General features: G+C 52.2%; 15 protein-coding genes. 9 read left to right on the top strand and 6 right to left on the bottom strand.

From position 1 onward, the window contains the following. Positions 1 to 23 precede the first annotated feature (23 nt). A complete protein-coding gene (locus NAL19_RS01755) occupies positions 24 to 1,043 on the top strand; it encodes a substrate-binding domain-containing protein (protein WP_263058582.1) in 1,020 nt (339 codons plus the stop codon). A 122-nt stretch (positions 1,044 to 1,165) separates the two neighbouring features. Here the strand turns inward: NAL19_RS01755 and exbD are convergent, their stop codons facing one another. Together exbD and exbB are read right to left on the bottom strand one after the other, a co-directional pair. Then, a complete protein-coding gene (gene exbD, locus NAL19_RS01750) occupies positions 1,166 to 1,588 on the bottom strand; it encodes a TonB system transport protein ExbD (RefSeq protein ID WP_225086624.1) in 423 nt (140 codons plus the stop codon). Between the two features lie 3 nt (positions 1,589 to 1,591). Then, positions 1,592 to 2,596, bottom strand: coding sequence for a tol-pal system-associated acyl-CoA thioesterase (gene exbB / locus NAL19_RS01745; protein WP_263058581.1), 1,005 nt, complete (start codon positions 2,594 to 2,596; stop codon positions 1,592 to 1,594). Positions 2,597 to 3,313: 717 nt separating this feature from the next. On the opposite strand from exbB, the gene NAL19_RS01740 reads away from it, so the two are divergent. From NAL19_RS01740 to NAL19_RS01720, 5 genes are all read left to right on the top strand, one after another. After that, on the top strand, positions 3,314 to 4,291 hold the full coding sequence (locus tag NAL19_RS01740) for a TRAP transporter substrate-binding protein (protein ID WP_263058580.1): 978 nt from the start codon (positions 3,314 to 3,316) through the stop codon (positions 4,289 to 4,291). 196 nt (positions 4,292 to 4,487) lie between these two features. Next, positions 4,488 to 4,994, top strand: a complete 507-nt coding sequence (locus NAL19_RS01735) for a TRAP transporter small permease (protein ID WP_225086621.1) — start codon at positions 4,488 to 4,490, stop codon at positions 4,992 to 4,994. 15 nt (positions 4,995 to 5,009) lie between these two features. Next, positions 5,010 to 6,302 carry a TRAP transporter large permease gene (locus NAL19_RS01730; protein WP_263058579.1) on the top strand — a complete coding sequence of 431 codons (1,293 nt, stop codon included), beginning with the start codon at positions 5,010 to 5,012 and terminating at the stop codon, positions 6,300 to 6,302. A 270-nt stretch (positions 6,303 to 6,572) separates the two neighbouring features. Then, on the top strand, positions 6,573 to 7,763 hold the full coding sequence (gene metC, locus NAL19_RS01725; protein WP_263058578.1) for a cystathionine beta-lyase: 1,191 nt from the start codon (positions 6,573 to 6,575) through the stop codon (positions 7,761 to 7,763). Between the two features lie 338 nt (positions 7,764 to 8,101). Beyond that, on the top strand, positions 8,102 to 8,761 hold the full coding sequence (locus NAL19_RS01720; RefSeq protein WP_225086618.1) for a DedA family protein: 660 nt from the start codon (positions 8,102 to 8,104) through the stop codon (positions 8,759 to 8,761). A gap of 28 nt (positions 8,762 to 8,789) precedes the next feature. On the opposite strand, the gene NAL19_RS01715 is transcribed toward NAL19_RS01720, so the two are convergent. Then, entirely contained in the window at positions 8,790 to 9,797 is a 1,008-nt protein-coding gene (locus tag NAL19_RS01715; protein ID WP_263058577.1) for an AraC family transcriptional regulator, read from the bottom strand. 211 nt (positions 9,798 to 10,008) lie between these two features. On the opposite strand from NAL19_RS01715, the gene NAL19_RS01710 reads away from it, so the two are divergent. The 3 genes from NAL19_RS01710 to dkgA all read left to right on the top strand — a co-directional run bounded on the left by NAL19_RS01710 (position 10,009) and on the right by dkgA (position 13,142). Beyond that, positions 10,009 to 10,749: an NADPH-dependent oxidoreductase gene (locus NAL19_RS01710; protein WP_263058576.1), complete on the top strand. Its 741-nt coding sequence runs from the start codon at positions 10,009 to 10,011 to the stop codon at positions 10,747 to 10,749. 3 nt (positions 10,750 to 10,752) lie between these two features. After that, positions 10,753 to 11,916, top strand: a complete 1,164-nt coding sequence (gene yqhD, locus NAL19_RS01705; protein WP_263058575.1) for an alcohol dehydrogenase — start codon at positions 10,753 to 10,755, stop codon at positions 11,914 to 11,916. A 398-nt stretch (positions 11,917 to 12,314) separates the two neighbouring features. After that, the gene (gene dkgA / locus NAL19_RS01700) at positions 12,315 to 13,142 is read left to right on the top strand and encodes a 2,5-didehydrogluconate reductase DkgA (RefSeq protein WP_225086614.1); all 828 of its coding nucleotides are present in this window, start codon (positions 12,315 to 12,317) and stop codon (positions 13,140 to 13,142) included. Positions 13,143 to 13,221: 79 nt separating this feature from the next. On the opposite strand, the gene NAL19_RS01695 is transcribed toward dkgA, so the two are convergent. From NAL19_RS01695 to NAL19_RS01685, 3 genes are all read right to left on the bottom strand, one after another. Next, positions 13,222 to 13,959: a GntR family transcriptional regulator gene (locus tag NAL19_RS01695; RefSeq protein WP_263058574.1), complete on the bottom strand. Its 738-nt coding sequence runs from the start codon at positions 13,957 to 13,959 to the stop codon at positions 13,222 to 13,224. A gap of 343 nt (positions 13,960 to 14,302) precedes the next feature. Then, positions 14,303 to 15,718 (bottom strand): cell division protein FtsP, encoded by a 1,416-nt coding sequence (gene ftsP, locus NAL19_RS01690; RefSeq protein WP_225086612.1) that lies wholly within the window; start codon positions 15,716 to 15,718, stop codon positions 14,303 to 14,305. A 101-nt stretch (positions 15,719 to 15,819) separates the two neighbouring features. After that, complete coding sequence (locus tag NAL19_RS01685; protein ID WP_225086611.1) at positions 15,820 to 16,557, bottom strand: 1-acylglycerol-3-phosphate O-acyltransferase; 738 nt, start codon at positions 16,555 to 16,557, stop codon at positions 15,820 to 15,822. Positions 16,558 to 16,704 lie beyond the last annotated feature (147 nt).

Raw genomic sequence — 16,704 nt, 5'->3', positions numbered from 1 at the left:
TTTTTCTGATAGCAGACCTCGCGGTGAAACCGACTAAACGCATAACAATCAGTGACATCGCCGCGCTGGCCGGTGTATCAAAATCCACCGCCAGTCTGGTACTTAACGGACGCAGCAAAGAGTTTCGCGTTTCTGATGAAACCCGCGATCGTATCTTAGCCGTCGCGCATGAGCAGCGTTATCAGCCCAGCATTCACGCCCGTTCGCTGCGTTCCTCACGCAGCAACACGCTGGGGCTGGTGGTACCGGAAATGACCAACTACGGCTTTGCCGTCATTTCCCGCGAGCTGGAAATGCTGTGCCGTGAAGCAGGGTTACAGTTGCTGATTGCCTGCACCGACGAAAACGCCAGTCAGGAGATGATGGCGGTCAACAGTCTGGTGCAGCGTCAGGTCGATGGTCTGATTGTCGCCTCCAGCCTGTTGAGCGATACCGAGTATCAAAAAATTAATCAGCAGTTGCCCGTTATACAATTTGACCGGGTGATTGGTGATTCCACGCTGCCGATGGTGATCTCCGAAGCAGTAGAATCCACGGCGGAAATGGTCGAACGCATCGCTCGCCAGCATCATGATGAGTTCTATTTCCTTGGCGGCCAGCCGAGAATTTCCCCGACTCGCCACCGTCTGGAAGGCTTCCAGCTCGGGCTGGCACGCGCAGGCATCGACTGCAAGCCGGAGTGGATTATTCACGGCAGCTATCACCCCAGTGCGGGCTATGAAATGTTTGCCCAGCTGTGTGCCACGCTGGGTCGTCCGCCAAAAGCGCTGTTTGTTGCCGCCTGTGGCCTGATGGAAGGCGTACTGCGTTATATGAACCAGCATAACCTGATGGAAAGCGGCATCCGGCTGTGCTGCTTTGACGATCACTATCTGTTTGATTGTTTACCGCTGAAGATCGATACCGTGGCGCAGGATTGTGAAAATCTGGCGCGCAGTAGCTTTGAGATGGTAACCAGCCTGATTGCACAACAGCCGCTTGAAGAAGATCGGCGCTATATCCCGACGCGGATTCACTGGCGTCATCCCGACTCGCGGGCGTAGATCTGCACCAACGTTTCCTGTCAGCCGATACACAGCGAGCGATACACACAAAAGACAGGCATAAAAAAAGGAACGCGGTTTGAACATTCACGCCGCATTCCTTCTTAAAACACCCTCAGCCGCTATTTAGCCGCGGTTTCCGCACCGACCAGCCCAACTTTGAGGTAGCCCGCTTTACGCAGTGAATCCATCACGCTCATGATGGTTTCATAATCGACGCTTTTATCTGCCTGAAAGAAGATGGTCGTTTCTTTGTTAGCGCTGGTTTTCGCGTCCAGAACCTGAGCCAGAGATTGCTCACTAACCACCTCTTCCCCCAGGAACATTTGCTTATCCGCTTTTACCGTCAGATAAAGCGGTTTTTCCGGGCGCGGTTGCGGTGCTGCCGATGACGCTGGCAGATCGACACGAATATCCACCGTTGCCAACGGTGCCGCTACCATGAAGATAATCAGCAGAACCAGCATGACGTCAATGAACGGCGTGACGTTAATGTCATGCATTTCACCGTCATCACTCACGTCCTCCTTCAAATGCATCGCCATGACTTAACCCACCCGCAGTTTATGCGCTGCTGAAGACGCCCGGTTATCGTTGCTGGCAGCCACGTCGAGATCGCGACTTTGCAACAGCAGCACTTGTGCAGCCACATCGCCGACCATCGCTTTGTAGCTGGCAATCGAGCGAGCAAAGACGTTATAGATGACAACCGCAGGAATCGCCGCAACCAGACCAATCGCCGTCGCCAGCAGGGCTTCTGCAATCCCGGGGGCAACTACCGCCAGGTTAGTGGTTTGCGTCTGTGCGATACCGATGAAGCTGTTCATGATGCCCCATACCGTACCGAACAGCCCCACGAACGGGGCAACCGCGCCGACCGTCGCCAGATAACCGTTACCACGCCCCATGTGACGCCCGGTAGCCGCCACGCGACGTTCCAGACGAAACGCGGTGCGCTCTTTAATTCCGTTGTTGTCATCAGAACGTGCGGAAAGCTCCAGTTCGTTCTGCGCATCGACCAGCAGTTGCTGTGCAACGCTGCCTGCTTTGAACGCGTCCGCGGTTTCCAGCGCGTCGTCCAGCGTTTTCGCCTGCTCCAACGCCAGATATTCACGGCGCAGACGGCGTTTCGCACCAGACATCTCAACGCTTTTACTGAAGAAGATCGCCCAGGTAATCACGGAAGCCAGCAGCAGGCCAATCATCACCGTTTTCACCACGGCATCAGCGTGCTGGTACATGCCCCAAACGGACAAATCGGTTTTCATCAGGTTATTGGTGCCCGGTGCCGCACTCGCTGGCAGCGAGAGGGCTGACGCCGGAGCATCGGTTGTCACAGGGGCTGAAGGAGATGCCGCAGCAGGCTGAGTGGCAGGCGCTGCATTCTCTGTCGATAACGGCGTCGTTGCAGGAGCCGCAAACGCATTTCCACTTAGTCCCGCCGTACACAGCAGGATAACCAGCACGCTACGGGAAAATGCGCTGAACGCGCCACGTTTTTTTTGCCAGGTTGATAACACCTGTTGAGTTGTATTACTGACAGCCGTCTTCACGCTGTGCCTCCACCATTCATTCTGTACATCATCTGTTCTGTACAGTCATCTGTTCTGTACAATATCCGCACATACCCGCAGGTATAATGCCGCAATAACGCAGCCTGAAATGATACCAAACCCTGAACGAATTGATAGTCGTTCTCATTATTATTTACACAAGATAATGCACTTTTCTTGCGTTCTAACAGGGTTTTTGGGGGTATTGCCGGCATATCGGCAGAAAAAGCATAAAAACGAGAAAGAAGAGGCGTATTCCGGCATATCTCAGGCAAAACGCCCCTAAACGCGGCGTGATATCCCAGATTTTATAATCGAATTTTTACGATCGGCTTTTTGTGATCGACATTAAGTTATCACACCATTTCATGATGGCTGGCGACAAGTTTCACGAAATAATAGGATACAATTAAGTATAATAAGATAAATAAAAACACAATGTTACGTATAAGTTCGTGAGGTAAATAGGAATAAAATCCATATAAAACAGTATTTCATATTAGCTTTTTCTTTTGTGACACGAGTCATTCTACAAAGTTGTATAATAGGTTAGCTTAACTCACAGAGAATACCGATGCATGCCACAAGAATAACTTAATCCGGCTGCCGTTTTCTCAGCAGTAAACCTACTGTTCATTACACTATTTTTCATAGAGTTATATTTTTAAATCACCATTTGATTATCGATAATGTCACCCCACCTCTGGAGATAATTCAATGAAGCTGTCAAAAACATTGATCGGCGTTTGTCTGGGATCTACCGTACTCCTGATGAGCCAAGCGATTCAGGCACAACAAATTAAAGCCTCTGATGTTCACCCAGAAGGTTACCCTAATGTCGTTGCCGTTCAGAAAATGGGAGAGAAATTAAAAGCCGCCACAAATGGCCGACTGGAAATTAAAACCTTTCCCGGTGGCGTCTTAGGTGATGAAAAACAAATGATTGAGCAGGCACAGCTTGGTGCGATTGATATTATTCGTGTATCAATGACGCCCGTTGCCGCTATTTTACCAGAAATAGAAGTCTTCACGCTGCCCTATATCTTCCGTGATGAAGATCATATGCACAAAGTGCTGGATGGAAAAATCGGTCAGGAAATTGGAGACAAAATTACTAACAACAGCAAATCCAAACTGGTTTTTCTGGGCTGGATGGACGCAGGAACGCGTAACTTAATCACCAAACAACCAGTGGTAAAACCAGAAGACCTTAAGGGCATGAAAATTCGCGTCCAGGGTAGCCCGGTCGCGCTGGCAACGCTAAAAGCGATGGGTGCCAACTCAATCGCGATGGGCGTCAGTGAAGTCTTCAGCGGCATGCAAACTGGTGTGATTGACGGCACTGAAAATAACCCGCCGACGTTTGTCGCACATAACTACCTGCCTGTCGTGAAAAACTACACCTGGAGTCGCCACTTCATTATTCCTGAACTGTTTCTGTATTCCAAAACCAAATGGGATAAGCTTTCTAAAGAAGATCAGGATCTTATCCTGAAGCTCGCGAAAGAAGCACAGCAAGAACAGCGCGTGCTGTGGAGTGAGTATACTCAGCAATCTCTGGATAAAATGAAAGCGGGTGGCGTTCAATTCCATGACATTGATACCGAGTATTATTTCAAAGCCACTCAGCCCGTACGCGATCAGTTTGGTGCCAAATATCAGGATCTGATTAAAGCCGTCGCCGACGTCCAATAATCAATCTCTCACCTGAGCGGATAAATAGCAGACTCTTGACGAACGGATTAACGCAATGAAAACGGTGATAGTGGATAGATTTCCATTATCACCACACCACGGATTTATCGGCAACGTCATAGATAGCGCTCTATTTATTCGCCCCTGATATCAACAATTCCCCTTCGCTTATTGCTTAGCGAATATAGGTGGCACAATGGCACAGTCTTATCTTTCCAGTATGGATGTACTCTATCGTATTGCCATGTGGGTTTCTGGTCTGGCGTTATTAATTATGACGCTCGTGATTCCAGTCGGAATATTCGCACGCTATGTATTAAATGCCGCATTATCCTGGCCAGAACCCATTTCAATCATTTGTATGGTGACGTTTACTTTTGTCGGTGCCGCCGTCAGTTACCGTTCCAACTCACATATTGCCGTCAGTATGTTGACCGACAGATTGCCAGAATCCGGTAAGAAGATTTGCGTTCATCTGTCGAACCTTCTGATGCTCTTAATTAGTCTGTTTATTCTTTATTACAGCACATTACTTTGCCTGGAATTATGGGAGCAGCCCGTGGCGGAGTTTCCCTTATTAACCGCAGGTGAAAGTTATTTACCGTTGCCTATCGGTTCGTTAATCACCGTGCTGTTCATCATCGAAAAGATGTTTTTCGGCCCGCAGGATAAACGCCCTGTGGTAATGCTTGGCAGTTCTTAATTCGGAGCCAATACCATGGATGCATTTATTCTTGTTGCTACATTGGCCGTGCTGCTGGCGGTCGGTGTTCCCGTTGCCTACGCAGTAGGGTTGAGCGCCATTGTTGGCGCATTCTGGATCGATCTGCCGCTTGAAGCAGTCATGATCCAGGTTACCAACGGCGTGAACAAATTTTCGCTGCTGGCGATTCCTTTCTTTATTCTGGCCGGAGCAATCATGGCCGAAGGTGGCATCGCCCGTCGGCTGGTCAGCTTCGCTTACATCTTTGTCGGCTTTATTCGCGGCGGTTTATCGCTGGTTAACATCGTCGCTTCAACGTTCTTCGGCGCAATATCTGGTTCTTCTGTCGCAGATACGGCTTCAATCGGTTCGGTGATGATCCCAGAAATGGAGAAAAAGGGTTACCCGCGCGACTTCTCCGCCGCCGTCACCGCCAGCGGATCCGTGCAGGCGATTTTGACACCGCCGAGCCACAACTCCGTGATCTATTCGCTGGCTACCGGCGGTACGGTTTCTATTGCTTCGCTGTTTATCGCAGGGATCCTGCCCGGCCTGTTGCTCAGTCTGACCATGATGGTGATGTGCGTCGGTTTTGCCCATCGACGCGGTTATCCAAAAGGTGAACGTGTACCGTTCCGTCAGGCGCTGAAAATCTTTGTCGATACCTTATGGGGATTGATGACGGTCGTCATCATCATGGGCGGGATTCTGTCCGGTATTTTTACCGCGACCGAGTCTGCGGCTATTGCCTGTCTGTGGTCCTTCTTCGTGACCATGTTTATCTATAAAGATTACAAGTGGTCGGAACTGCCCAAGCTGATGTACCGCACGGTCAAAACCGTGACGATCGTGATGATCCTGATCGGCTTCGCCGCCGCATTCGGCGCCATCATGACCTACATGCAGCTGCCTGCCCGCATTACCGAGTTTTTCACCTCCATTTCGGATAACAAGTACGTCATCCTGATGTGGATTAACATCATGCTGCTGCTGATCGGCACGCTGATGGACATGGCACCGCTGATCCTGATCCTGACGCCCGTCCTGCTGCCCGTCGCCCTCTCGCTCGGTATCGATCCGGTGCATTTCGGCATGATCATGCTGGTGAATCTCGGGATCGGCCTGATCACGCCGCCGGTGGGGTCCGTGCTTTTCGTCGCCAGTGCGGTGAGTAAGCAGAAGATAGAACAGGTCGTTAAAGCGATGCTGCCCTTCTACTGCGGGCTGTTCTTTGTGCTGATGCTGGTCACCTATATTCCAGAGATCTCACTCTGGCTGCCCAAATTCTTCGGCGTGCATACGGGTTAGCACATTACATTGCGCCATGTTGATGAACAGCAATACAGAAGACATGGCGCTTTCCTTACCTTTCATTTCCCTATTTGATCATTTCCCTACCTGAAATATTTTCACCTACCTCTAATCTTATCTTACTCAAGCCCACACGCCGCCCCAGCCGTGATAACGTAGGGCTAATACATCGAATAACGCCTCCTTGTTTCCTCACACTTTCGCTATCAGGAATATCTGGCGTATTGGGTCATCCGGCAGGATTGAATAGAAAAGGTAATAGTGATTATGACAAGCAAAAAAACGGCAACAGCGTTAGTCGCCGCAGGACGCAGCAAGAAATTCACCCACGGTTCCGTAAACCCCGTTATTCAGCGCGCTTCCTCGCTGGTATTCGATACCGTGCAGGATAAGAAACACGCCACCATTAACCGTGCCAAGGGTGCGCTATTCTACGGTCGCCGTGGCACACTGACCCACTTTTCGCTTCAGGAAGCGATGGTGGAACTGGAAGGCGGTGCAGGCTGTGTGTTGTATCCATGCGGTGCAGCGGCTATCTCTAACGCGATTATCTCTTTCGTCGCGGCAGGCGATCATATTCTGGTGACGGAGTCGGCCTACGAACCCACACAGGATTTTTGCACCAAAGTGCTCAAAAAAATGAACGTCAGCACCACCTATTTCGATCCACTCATCGGTGCTGGCATTGCCGAACTGATCCAGCCCAATACCAAAGTCGTCTTTCTCGAATCACCGGGTTCCATCACGATGGAAGTCCATGATGTGCCGGCGATCGTACAAGCCGTGCGCCGCATCAATCCCGACATCGTTATCATGATTGATAATACCTGGGCAGCAGGCATTTTATTCAAAGCGCTCGACTTCGATATTGATATTTCTATTCAGGCGGCTACCAAATATATTGTTGGTCACTCCGATGCCATGATTGGCACCGCTGTCGCTAATGAACGCTGCTGGGCGCAGTTGCGCGAACAGTCTTACCTGATGGGCCAAATGGTAGATGCTGATACTGCTTATGTCGCCAGCCGTGGCCTGCGCACGCTGGGCATCAGGCTCAAGCAGCATCAGGAAAGCAGCATCCGCATTGCACAGTGGCTGGCAGAACGGCCAGAAGTCGCCGTCGTTAATCACCCTGCGCTGCCGGGATGTAAAGGGCATGAATTCTACGTACGCGATTTTAACGGCTGCAACGGCTTGTTCTCCTTTGTGCTGAAAGAGAAATTAAGCAAAGAGGCGCTGGCGAACTATCTGGATCATTTTGAGCACTTCAGCATGGCGTATTCCTGGGGGGGCTTTGAGTCTCTGATTCTGGCAAATCAGCCGGAAGAACTTGCGGCTCTCCGCCCGGTGAGCGGCGTGGACTTTACCGGCACACTTATTCGGTTACATATTGGACTTGAAGACAGTGACGATCTGATCGACGATCTGGCCGCGGGTTTCAGCAGGCTGAGTGCTTAGTCTGGCAAGGCGTCAGCAGGCTCATCGCTGCCAAACGGCAGGAAACAAAATATCAGCAGACATAAAATATAGAAAATGTGACGGCCATAAAGCCGCCACATCTTGATTTCCCCTGCGGCGCGCTGGGGAATGCGTTATCATAATTATGAGTCAACGCTTACCAAAAACCGCGTTACCTTAACCAAAATTAAGCATTAAGCCCTGTCGTATTCTCACAATGCGGCAAGGCGTTTTGCCCCATCGATTTTAGGGCTTGATAGACAGTAGATTTCAGGTAATTCAGCGTTCCATCGCCGCAGCCTGAGAGATAGTGAATATCGTCACTGGCGGGATGTAATATGAGTGTGGTTCACGACATTATTCAGGCGCTCTGGCAGCAGGATTTTAGTGCACTGGCCGATCCCCACGTCATTTGGGTGGTTTACGGCATTCTGTTCACGACGCTGTTTCTGGAGAACGGCCTGCTACCTGCCTCTTTTCTGCCAGGCGACAGCCTGCTGTTGCTCACGGGTGCCATGATTGCCAAAGGCGTGATGAGCTTTTTCCCTACGATGATTCTGCTCACCATCGCTGCCAGCCTCGGCTGCTGGCTCAGCTACCTCCAGGGGCGCTGGCTGAGCGATACGCGTCTGGTAAAAGGTTGGCTATTGCAGCTTCCTGCGCATTACCACCAGCGTGCCCATCACCTGTTCCACCGCCACGGCCTGATGGCGCTGCTGGTTGGCCGCTTTTTAGCGTTTATCCGCACGCTACTGCCAACAATGGCAGGCATTTCTGGGTTAAATAATACGCGCTTCCAAATTTTCAACTGGCTCAGCGGGCTGCTGTGGGTTGGGGGAATTGTCACGCTCGGCTATGCGCTCAGCCACATTCCACTGGTCAAACGCTATGAAGATCAGGTGATGACCGCGCTGATCCTGCTCCCGATTATTTTGCTGGTTAGCGGCCTGGTTGGCATGGCTGTTGTCGTGTGGCGTAAAAAACGTGCCGTCGCCTAATCGGTAACCGCACGCTTGCTTAACGCCCTCAGCTTTCCTCAACCGCCATATTGCCGGCCTTTAATCTCGCAGCTTCATCGCTCGGCGTCGCGCCGAAATAGCGCTTAAATTCCCGGCTAAACTGCGACACGCTTTCATATCCTACGCGAGCGGCCGCGACGCCCGCTCTCAGCCCTTCGTTGATCATCATCACGCGTGCTTTGTGTAAGCGGTAGGATTTCAGGTACTGCAACGGCGAGGTGTTGGTGACTGCTTTGAAATTATGGTGAAACGCCGAGACGCTCATGTTCACTTCCGCCGCCAGCTGTTCCACATTCAGGCTATCGGCGTAGTGATTTTCGATTCGTCGCAGAGACTTGGCAATCTGGCTGAAGTGCGTGTGCCGATTGACCAGCGCCTGTAATGCCGCACCGCGTTCACCGCAGAGCATATGATAGATAATCTCGCGCACAATCGTCGGGCCCAGCACACGGGCATCACGCGGGTTATCCATCGCATCCAGCAGCCGTTCCACAGCACACAGAATTTCATCAGTCAGCGGCGCACTGTTCACGCCACATGTGCAGGAACAGGGGCGAATCGCGCTGTCGTCATCACCAATGTCGATCAACAAGTCCTGAAGCATCTGGATATCAATACGGATAGCCATCCCCACCAAAGGGTGTTCAACGCTGGCTATCGTTTCACATTCGAACGGCAGCGGCACGGTCATCAACAGGTAGTTTTCCGGGTCGTACTGGAACGTTTTCCCGCCCAGATAACCAACCTTCTGTCCCTGAAAAATGATGACAATCGTCGGCTCATACATAACCGGCACACGCGGATGGTGCTGTTCTGTATACAGAATCTTGACCTGTGGCACGAGCGAAGGCGTAGTCCAGCTTTTGGTTGAACAGCGTATTGCCTGCTGCACGATACGTTGCCGCACCGTCTGCTGCTCTGGCTCTTTCTGAGCGAGTCGTGCCTGAACGGATGGTTTTTGAACAAGCGGCTCAGATTGGCTTTCCGTCAACATGCTTTGAATGTGCGTCACCATGATGTTATCTCGCTACGGGTTCACTTTTCCTGCCCGAAGCCTCTCTCCTGACAGAAGAAACAAAATGACATACCTGCGAATTATTATCACCCTTTTCTCCTGCATTTTGTAGAAATAGGCAATAAGCAAACAGAAATGTGCATTGAACGTCTTTCGTGGGTTGATGACAATACGAAGCATACATTCGTCCCCTCATCTCACGGGAAAAGACATGAATAAAACGATCGAACTGTTCACCTCACACCGCAGTGAACGTAGCTATCTTGATAAAGCGATTCCCGATGACGTGCTGGATGCCATTATTCAGTCCGCCCATCTGGCACCCACGTCCGTAAACTCTCAGCAGGTTTCGCTCATCGTCACTCGCGATCCGGCACGCAGGGCGCGCATCGCCGAATTGGCCGGCGGTCAGCAGTGGATTGCCAAAGCACCCGTTTTCATTACCGTGGTGCTGGATATGCATAAAACACAAGTCGGGATTGCCATGAGCGACAAGCAACAGCACGCGCATGAAAGCATAGAAAGCCTGATCGCCGGCACAACGGATGTTGGTATCGCGCTCGGCACGATAATGGCCGCCGCACGCTCATTTGGGCTGGGTATCGTCCCGATTGGCGGTATTCGTCGCGACCCGCAGGCGATGATCGATTTTCTGGAACTGCCTGAACTGACGTTCCCCGTCGCCGGCGTCGCTATCGGTTACGTGGACACGCCTGCGCATCAGAAACCGCGCCTGCCGCTGAATTCCTTCCGTCATGATGAAACCTATCATCAGGACGTTCTGCCTGCGGCGATCGAGCAATATAACCACACGCTGGTGACACACTGGCAGCAAACCGGTCGCACAGACGGCGACAACTGGGGTGACAACACCGCCAGCTACTATCAGCACATTTATTTCCCGAAAGTCTTACCCGCGATCCTCCAACAGGGCTTTAAACTGGACAAATAACCTATGCTCAATTTCACACTTCATACCCCTACCAAGATTTTGTTTGGCGAAGGCCAGATTGCTGAATTAGGCAAAGAAATCCCTGCCGATGCTCGTATCCTCATCACCTACGGCGGCGGCAGCGTGAAGCACAATGGCGTGCTGGATCAGGTCTATCGCGCATTAGAAGGCCGTAACGTACGCGAGTTTTCCGGCATTGAACCAAACCCGACTTACGAAACGCTGATGAAAGCCGTCGAGGTCGTTCGTGCAGAGAAGATTGATTTCCTGCTGGCCGTTGGCGGGGGGTCTGTCGTCGATGGTACGAAATTTATCGCTGCTGCCGCAGATTATCAGGCCGCGCAGGACCCGTGGCACATCCTGCAAACCGGCGGCGCAGAAATCGATCGCGGCGTCGCGATGGCAGCCGTGCTCACTCTGCCAGCGACCGGTTCGGAATCCAATAACGGCGCGGTCATCACCCGTAAATCGACCAACGATAAGCTCGCTTTCCGCTCACGCTACACCCAGCCGCTTTTCGCCGTGCTCGATCCCGTCGTAACGTATACCCTGCCCGCTCGCCAAATTGCGAACGGCGTGGTTGATGCCTTCGTTCATACCGTCGAGCAGTACCTGACGTATTCCGTCGATGCCAAAGTACAGGATCGTTTTGCGGAAGGCTTGCTGTTGACGCTGGTTGAAGAAGGCCCGCGCGCACTGGCAGAACCGGAAAACTACAAGGTCAGGGCCAATGTGATGTGGAGCGCCACGATGGCGTTGAACGGCCTGATTGGCGCAGGCGTGCCGCAGGATTGGTCAACCCACATGCTGGGGCACGAATTAACGGCGCTGCACGGTCTCGATCATGCCCAAACGCTGGCTATCGTCCTGCCTGCCATGCTGGCAGCGAGAAAAGCACAGAAGCGCGACAAACTGCTGCAATACGCCGAGCGCGTCTGGAACCTGCGCGACGGTAGCGAAGACCAGCGCATCGACGGCGCGATTGCCGCTACGCGCGACTTCTTCGAGAAAATGGGCGTACCGACCCGCATGTCTGACTACCAGTTGGATGGCAGCTCCATTCCGACACTGGTCGCCAAACTCAACGAGCATGGCCTGACCGCGCTGGGCGAGCACCGCGACATTACGCTGGAAGAAAGCCAGAAGATTTACGAAGCGGCGCGCTAAGCCCCTCCGTTCTTACCCCTTCGAATGATAGGAGAAAACGCGATCATTTAAACAACACGAATACCCTCACCTCAATGCTGTGTCTGTTAAGGGGAGCCAATCGGCTAATACTGGTCACTTAAGCCCGCTATTAGGGGAAACACAGGGGGAGGTTCCCGCAGGGAGGCCTCACCCCTGTGGTCGCCCCGTGTATCTCGATGCTTAAACGATCGGAATGAGCCAATCGGCTCCCTTTATCATCGGACAATCCATAACCGCTGCATTTTTCTACTAGAATGAAATCATATGCCTGTTCCTGCTAGGGATCACGTTGCGCTATTTTCGTGATATGAACAGGTCGCCCATCCAGTTAACTCTATGATATTTTTATAGATTAACGGATATAAAAGGAGAATGAGATGACGCAACCGAAAGTTAAGCTGGCGGACGGCAATATCATGCCCCAGTTGGGCCTTGGTGTCTGGCGAGCAAGCCGTGAAGACACGGTAATCGCCGTGACTGAAGCATTGTCCATCGGTTATCGGGCGATCGATACCGCCGCTATTTATAAGAACGAGGAAGCCGTCGGTCAGGCGCTGAGCTCCGCGAATCTGCCGCGTGAAGAAGTCTTCATCACCACCAAGCTCTGGAATGGCGATCACACCGCCCCCCAGAAGGCGCTGGAAGAAAGCCTGAGAAAACTTCGGTTAGATTATATCGATCTCTACCTTATTCACTGGCCGCTCCCGCAACAGAACACCTTTGTGGATGCCTGGCGCGGACTCATCAAACTCCAGGAACAGGGTCTGGCGAAAAGCATCGGCGTTAGCAATTTCCACATTCACCACTTACAGCGGTTAAAAGAAGAAACGGGCGTATTGCCAGTTATCGATCAGGTCGAACTACACCCTCTTCTCCAGCAAAGACAGCTCCACGCCTGGAATGCGACGCATCATATCCAAACCGAGTCCTGGAGCCCGCTGGCACAGGGCGGTGAGGGCGTTTTTGACCATCCGGTTATTCGTAAACTGGCGACAAAATACGGGAAAACGCCGGCACAGATTGTGATTCGCTGGCATCTGGACAGCGGGCTGGTGGTGATTCCTAAATCGGTGACGCCTTCCCGCATCAAAGAAAACTTCGAAGTGTTCGATTTCCGTCTGGATAAAGACGAGCTAGGTGAAATTGCCAAGCTGGATAGCGGGAAGCGACTAGGATCGGACCCAGATGAACCGAGAAACGACTAGGAGCTAATCCCATTACGGCTACTGGGATAGTCTCTAAGCCACCTGTAATGCCAGCATTTACCGTGCTGGCATTTTTCTTCTAATCGGCAAACTGAATCTCATACACATCGCTACGGCAATGTGCCTCGCTGTATTCCAACAGTTCACCCCGATCGTTATAAACATGCAGTTGGCAATACAGTATCGGTGCTTCCACCGCGATACCAAGCAGTGTGGCGACCTCTGCCGCACAGGCTATCGCTTTGAAGCGATAGCGCTTTTTGTCCGGCGTGATCCCACCCGTCATCCAATGCTGGTAGAGAGACTGTTCAAGCGCTTCCGGGTCAGGCAGGAATTTTTGCGGAATCCAGGTCGCTTCCAGCGAAACAGGCTCGCCATTGCTCAGCCGCACGCGTCGCAGATAGGTAACGGCCTCGCCTTCCGGCAGCGACATTTTTTCCGCGATAGCAGCAGGTGGAACCTGTATCGTTTTCTCTAACCACAGGCTCCCAGCCACGCCGCCCTGTTTCAGCACCAGCGCGGTGAATCCTTCATCCTCAGCACTCAATGCGTAGTGAAGCCGTTGCGCTACGCGAGTTCCCACCCCTTGCTGGCGAACAATCAACCCTTTATCTTCCAGCAGCGACAGGGAACGAGAGACCGTTACGCGCGATAATCCCAGCTGTTGCGCAATCAATCTTTCCGCAGGTAAGAACTGGCCTGCTAACGCCTTCCGACGGTCGATTTCTGATTCAAGCAACGACGCGAGCTGCATATAGCGAGGCGCCGACGACGCCTCAGCCAGTTGATCCCTGACCCAAAGCAGTAATTCCCGCATAGTGCAGCCTTTTTAGTGACGCAGCATTCTGGCTGCGTGCAGGTTAAAACAGGGAGTGAACCTGATTTCATCGCGAAACGAAACGCTCTGACTCTGAAATTGTTGTAATAAAACGTGTTTTTTAGCACCTATCAGACCCAGAACCGCATGCGATTCAAAACGCGATTCACCCTTAATTCATCACAACATTAATCTATAAGGTATCGTCCACACGTCTTCGCATCTTTAATTTCGGTTTGTCTGAATAGAGGTGGATCACATTAAGAAACAGGTGGATACCAGAAACTCTGCCGTCACACGTGTCACGGCAGAGGAATAAGGCGGATGGCGGATGGCAGGCGGTTTACATCGCCGACTGGACGACGAGCTGTCCCGTTGAACCACGGTCGGCCAATTCCAGCGTTTGGCTGTAATACAGGAAGGGGAATGCCATTGAGGAAGGCTGCATGAAATAAACCAGCAGCTCGACGTCGTTATCCACCCACACCGTATCTTTCCAGCCGCTGTCTTCCACCGCCGGAGGGCCACCATTCGCGCTGCGGACGAGAAATTTCACACCCTGAATATGGAAAGCCTGCGGCGTGTCGGCGTGAATAATCCAGCGCTCACAGCGGCCAAGCTGAGTTTGTACATCGGCACGCGTCATGTCCCACATCGCGCCGTTGATACCAGGCAAACTGTCGCCCAAACGGAATTCACGCGTGCGGCTGATGCTGCCTTCAATGATATTGTCGGCCAGCAGGCGCATCGGCAGGTTATCCGTCACCAATGGCAGCAGACCCGTCGGCTTAAGCGTGAGTATTTGAGTAGAAATCAGGATGCTGGAAGGCTCAAATAAGCCGCGCAGGCGATCCATTATCCCAGCCGATTCCCCTGCCGTTAGCGTGACTTCTTCGCCCTGCGACATATCGATCAGAATCTCGCGCCGTTCGCCGGGTGCAAGAGAAAGCTGGTTCACCGCCATCGGCGCGGGCAACAGCCCTTGATCGCTGGCAATCACATGCATCGCCCGGCCATCGCTCAGCCGCATCACATAACGCCGGGAGTTCGACGCATTCAGCAACCTCAGACGCACCCAGCCACGCGACACTTCAACAAAGGGGTTTTGGATACCGTTAACTAACAGCGAATCCCCCACGAAGCCACCGCTAGAAGGCGGGTTATAAATAGGGACACCAAAGTTATCCAGTCGTTTATCCTGAATAATCAATGGGAAATCATCAACACCGTAGTGATTGGGCAGCGGCAGGGCTTTACTGCCTCGGTCTTCCACTAGCCATAGTCCAGCCAGCCCGTTGTAGATATGAGGTGCCATGCGGTTCGGCGTATTCGCATGATACCAGCAGGTCGCCGACGGCTGACGAATGGGCAACACCGGCGACCAGTCGGTTCCTGGAGAGATGATACGGGCGGCTCCGCCCATTAGCGGCCCCGGCACCTGCAACCCGCCGATCGTCATCGCGACAGGCTCGTTTAACCGGTTACTGTAAATCAGCTTAACGTCATCGCCGTCATACACCCGCACCGTTGGCCCCAAATAGTGGCCGTTGATGCCCCAAATGGCTGTCTTACGATCGCCGGAAAATGCCCAATGGGCACGCTGCATGGTCAGAAAAAGCGGCTGGCCTCGACGCGACTCCAGTAATGGCGGTATCGGCAATGCGGCGGAATTCCCACTGGCTTTAGCCGTCAGTGGCGTCATACCCGCACATAACGCAAGGCCCGATGCCTGAATAAACTGACGTCGGCTGAGTGACATAATGACTCCGTAAATCCATTAACCGTAAGCAAAGTTTAACTTCCGATTCGTTCTTGAATAGACAATCGGAAGAAATAATCGCGTAACCCGATGGGATAAGTTTATTTTTTGTCTGCCGCTTCGCGTGCCGCCACTTCTGCATCCAGCTCGGCAATCTTGGCCGCCATCACATCATGGCTGTGTATCGCCAGCTCACGAACCTGATCTTTGGTATACGCACGGGTATCAATGGGCGGCAACATTTCTACGATAACGAGGCCGTTATTCCAGCGGTTCAATTTCACTTTATTGCTGGTCGTAGACACGCAAATCGGCACAATCGGCACTCCTGCGCTAATCGCGGCATGAAAAGCACCGGTTTTGAATGGCAGCAGACCGCGTCCACGGCTGCGCGTACCTTCGGGGAACATCCAGATAGACGTGTTTCGTTCTTTAATGTGCTTCACCACCTGAGCGATGGTGCCATGCGCTTTCGCGCGGTTTTCGCGATCAATCAGCAAATTACCCGTCAACCAGTAGAGCGGCCCAAAGAACGGGATCCACAGCAGGCTTTTCTTACCCACGGTAACCGTACGAGGCTGGACGGCTTTGGATACCGTGACCATATCGTAATTATTCTGATGATTCGCGATATAGATACAGTTGCCGTAACGCGCGGCTTCTTCCGGTATCCGCATTTCTACTTTCAGGCCAAACACCGTGGACAAACGCCCAAAAAGATGGCCGAAGGTCGCCACATGACGGGGATTTCTAGGGCTGAACAGGCAGTAAAACAAGCCAAAAACACAGACCAAAATCGAAAATATAACGACAATAAAAAAACGCAAAATGGATAACATAGCAACCTCATTAGCCAACAGCCGCCGCTAGTATAGCGATTTCGCGCTAAAACACACGGTGATTCAATTTGCTGCAAGATGGCAACCGGAAACTAAAGAAAGGCGGTATTACGCCGCCTTTCTCAACATGCACAGGACAATACGGAG

Source organism: Pectobacterium sp. F1-1 (assembly GCF_025643735.1).
GTDB lineage: Bacteria > Pseudomonadota > Gammaproteobacteria > Enterobacterales > Enterobacteriaceae > Pectobacterium > Pectobacterium colocasium.
The sequence above is the reverse complement of the archived record's forward strand: the minus strand, read 5'-3'. Positions and strand labels throughout refer to the sequence as shown.

Coding starts and splice junctions, on each gene's coding strand:
- exbD (WP_225086624.1), bottom strand. CDS start 1,588: ATGGCGATGCATTTGAAGGAGGACGTGAGTGATGACGGTGAAATGCAT.
- NAL19_RS01740 (WP_263058580.1), top strand. CDS start 3,314: ATGAAGCTGTCAAAAACATTGATCGGCGTTTGTCTGGGATCTACCGTA.
- NAL19_RS01735 (WP_225086621.1), top strand. CDS start 4,488: ATGGCACAGTCTTATCTTTCCAGTATGGATGTACTCTATCGTATTGCC.
- NAL19_RS01730 (WP_263058579.1), top strand. CDS start 5,010: ATGGATGCATTTATTCTTGTTGCTACATTGGCCGTGCTGCTGGCGGTC.
- metC (WP_263058578.1), top strand. CDS start 6,573: ATGACAAGCAAAAAAACGGCAACAGCGTTAGTCGCCGCAGGACGCAGC.
- NAL19_RS01720 (WP_225086618.1), top strand. CDS start 8,102: ATGAGTGTGGTTCACGACATTATTCAGGCGCTCTGGCAGCAGGATTTT.
- NAL19_RS01715 (WP_263058577.1), bottom strand. CDS start 9,797: ATGGTGACGCACATTCAAAGCATGTTGACGGAAAGCCAATCTGAGCCG.
- NAL19_RS01710 (WP_263058576.1), top strand. CDS start 10,009: ATGAATAAAACGATCGAACTGTTCACCTCACACCGCAGTGAACGTAGC.
- yqhD (WP_263058575.1), top strand. CDS start 10,753: ATGCTCAATTTCACACTTCATACCCCTACCAAGATTTTGTTTGGCGAA.
- dkgA (WP_225086614.1), top strand. CDS start 12,315: ATGACGCAACCGAAAGTTAAGCTGGCGGACGGCAATATCATGCCCCAG.
- NAL19_RS01695 (WP_263058574.1), bottom strand. CDS start 13,959: ATGCGGGAATTACTGCTTTGGGTCAGGGATCAACTGGCTGAGGCGTCG.
- ftsP (WP_225086612.1), bottom strand. CDS start 15,718: ATGTCACTCAGCCGACGTCAGTTTATTCAGGCATCGGGCCTTGCGTTA.
- NAL19_RS01685 (WP_225086611.1), bottom strand. CDS start 16,557: ATGTTATCCATTTTGCGTTTTTTTATTGTCGTTATATTTTCGATTTTG.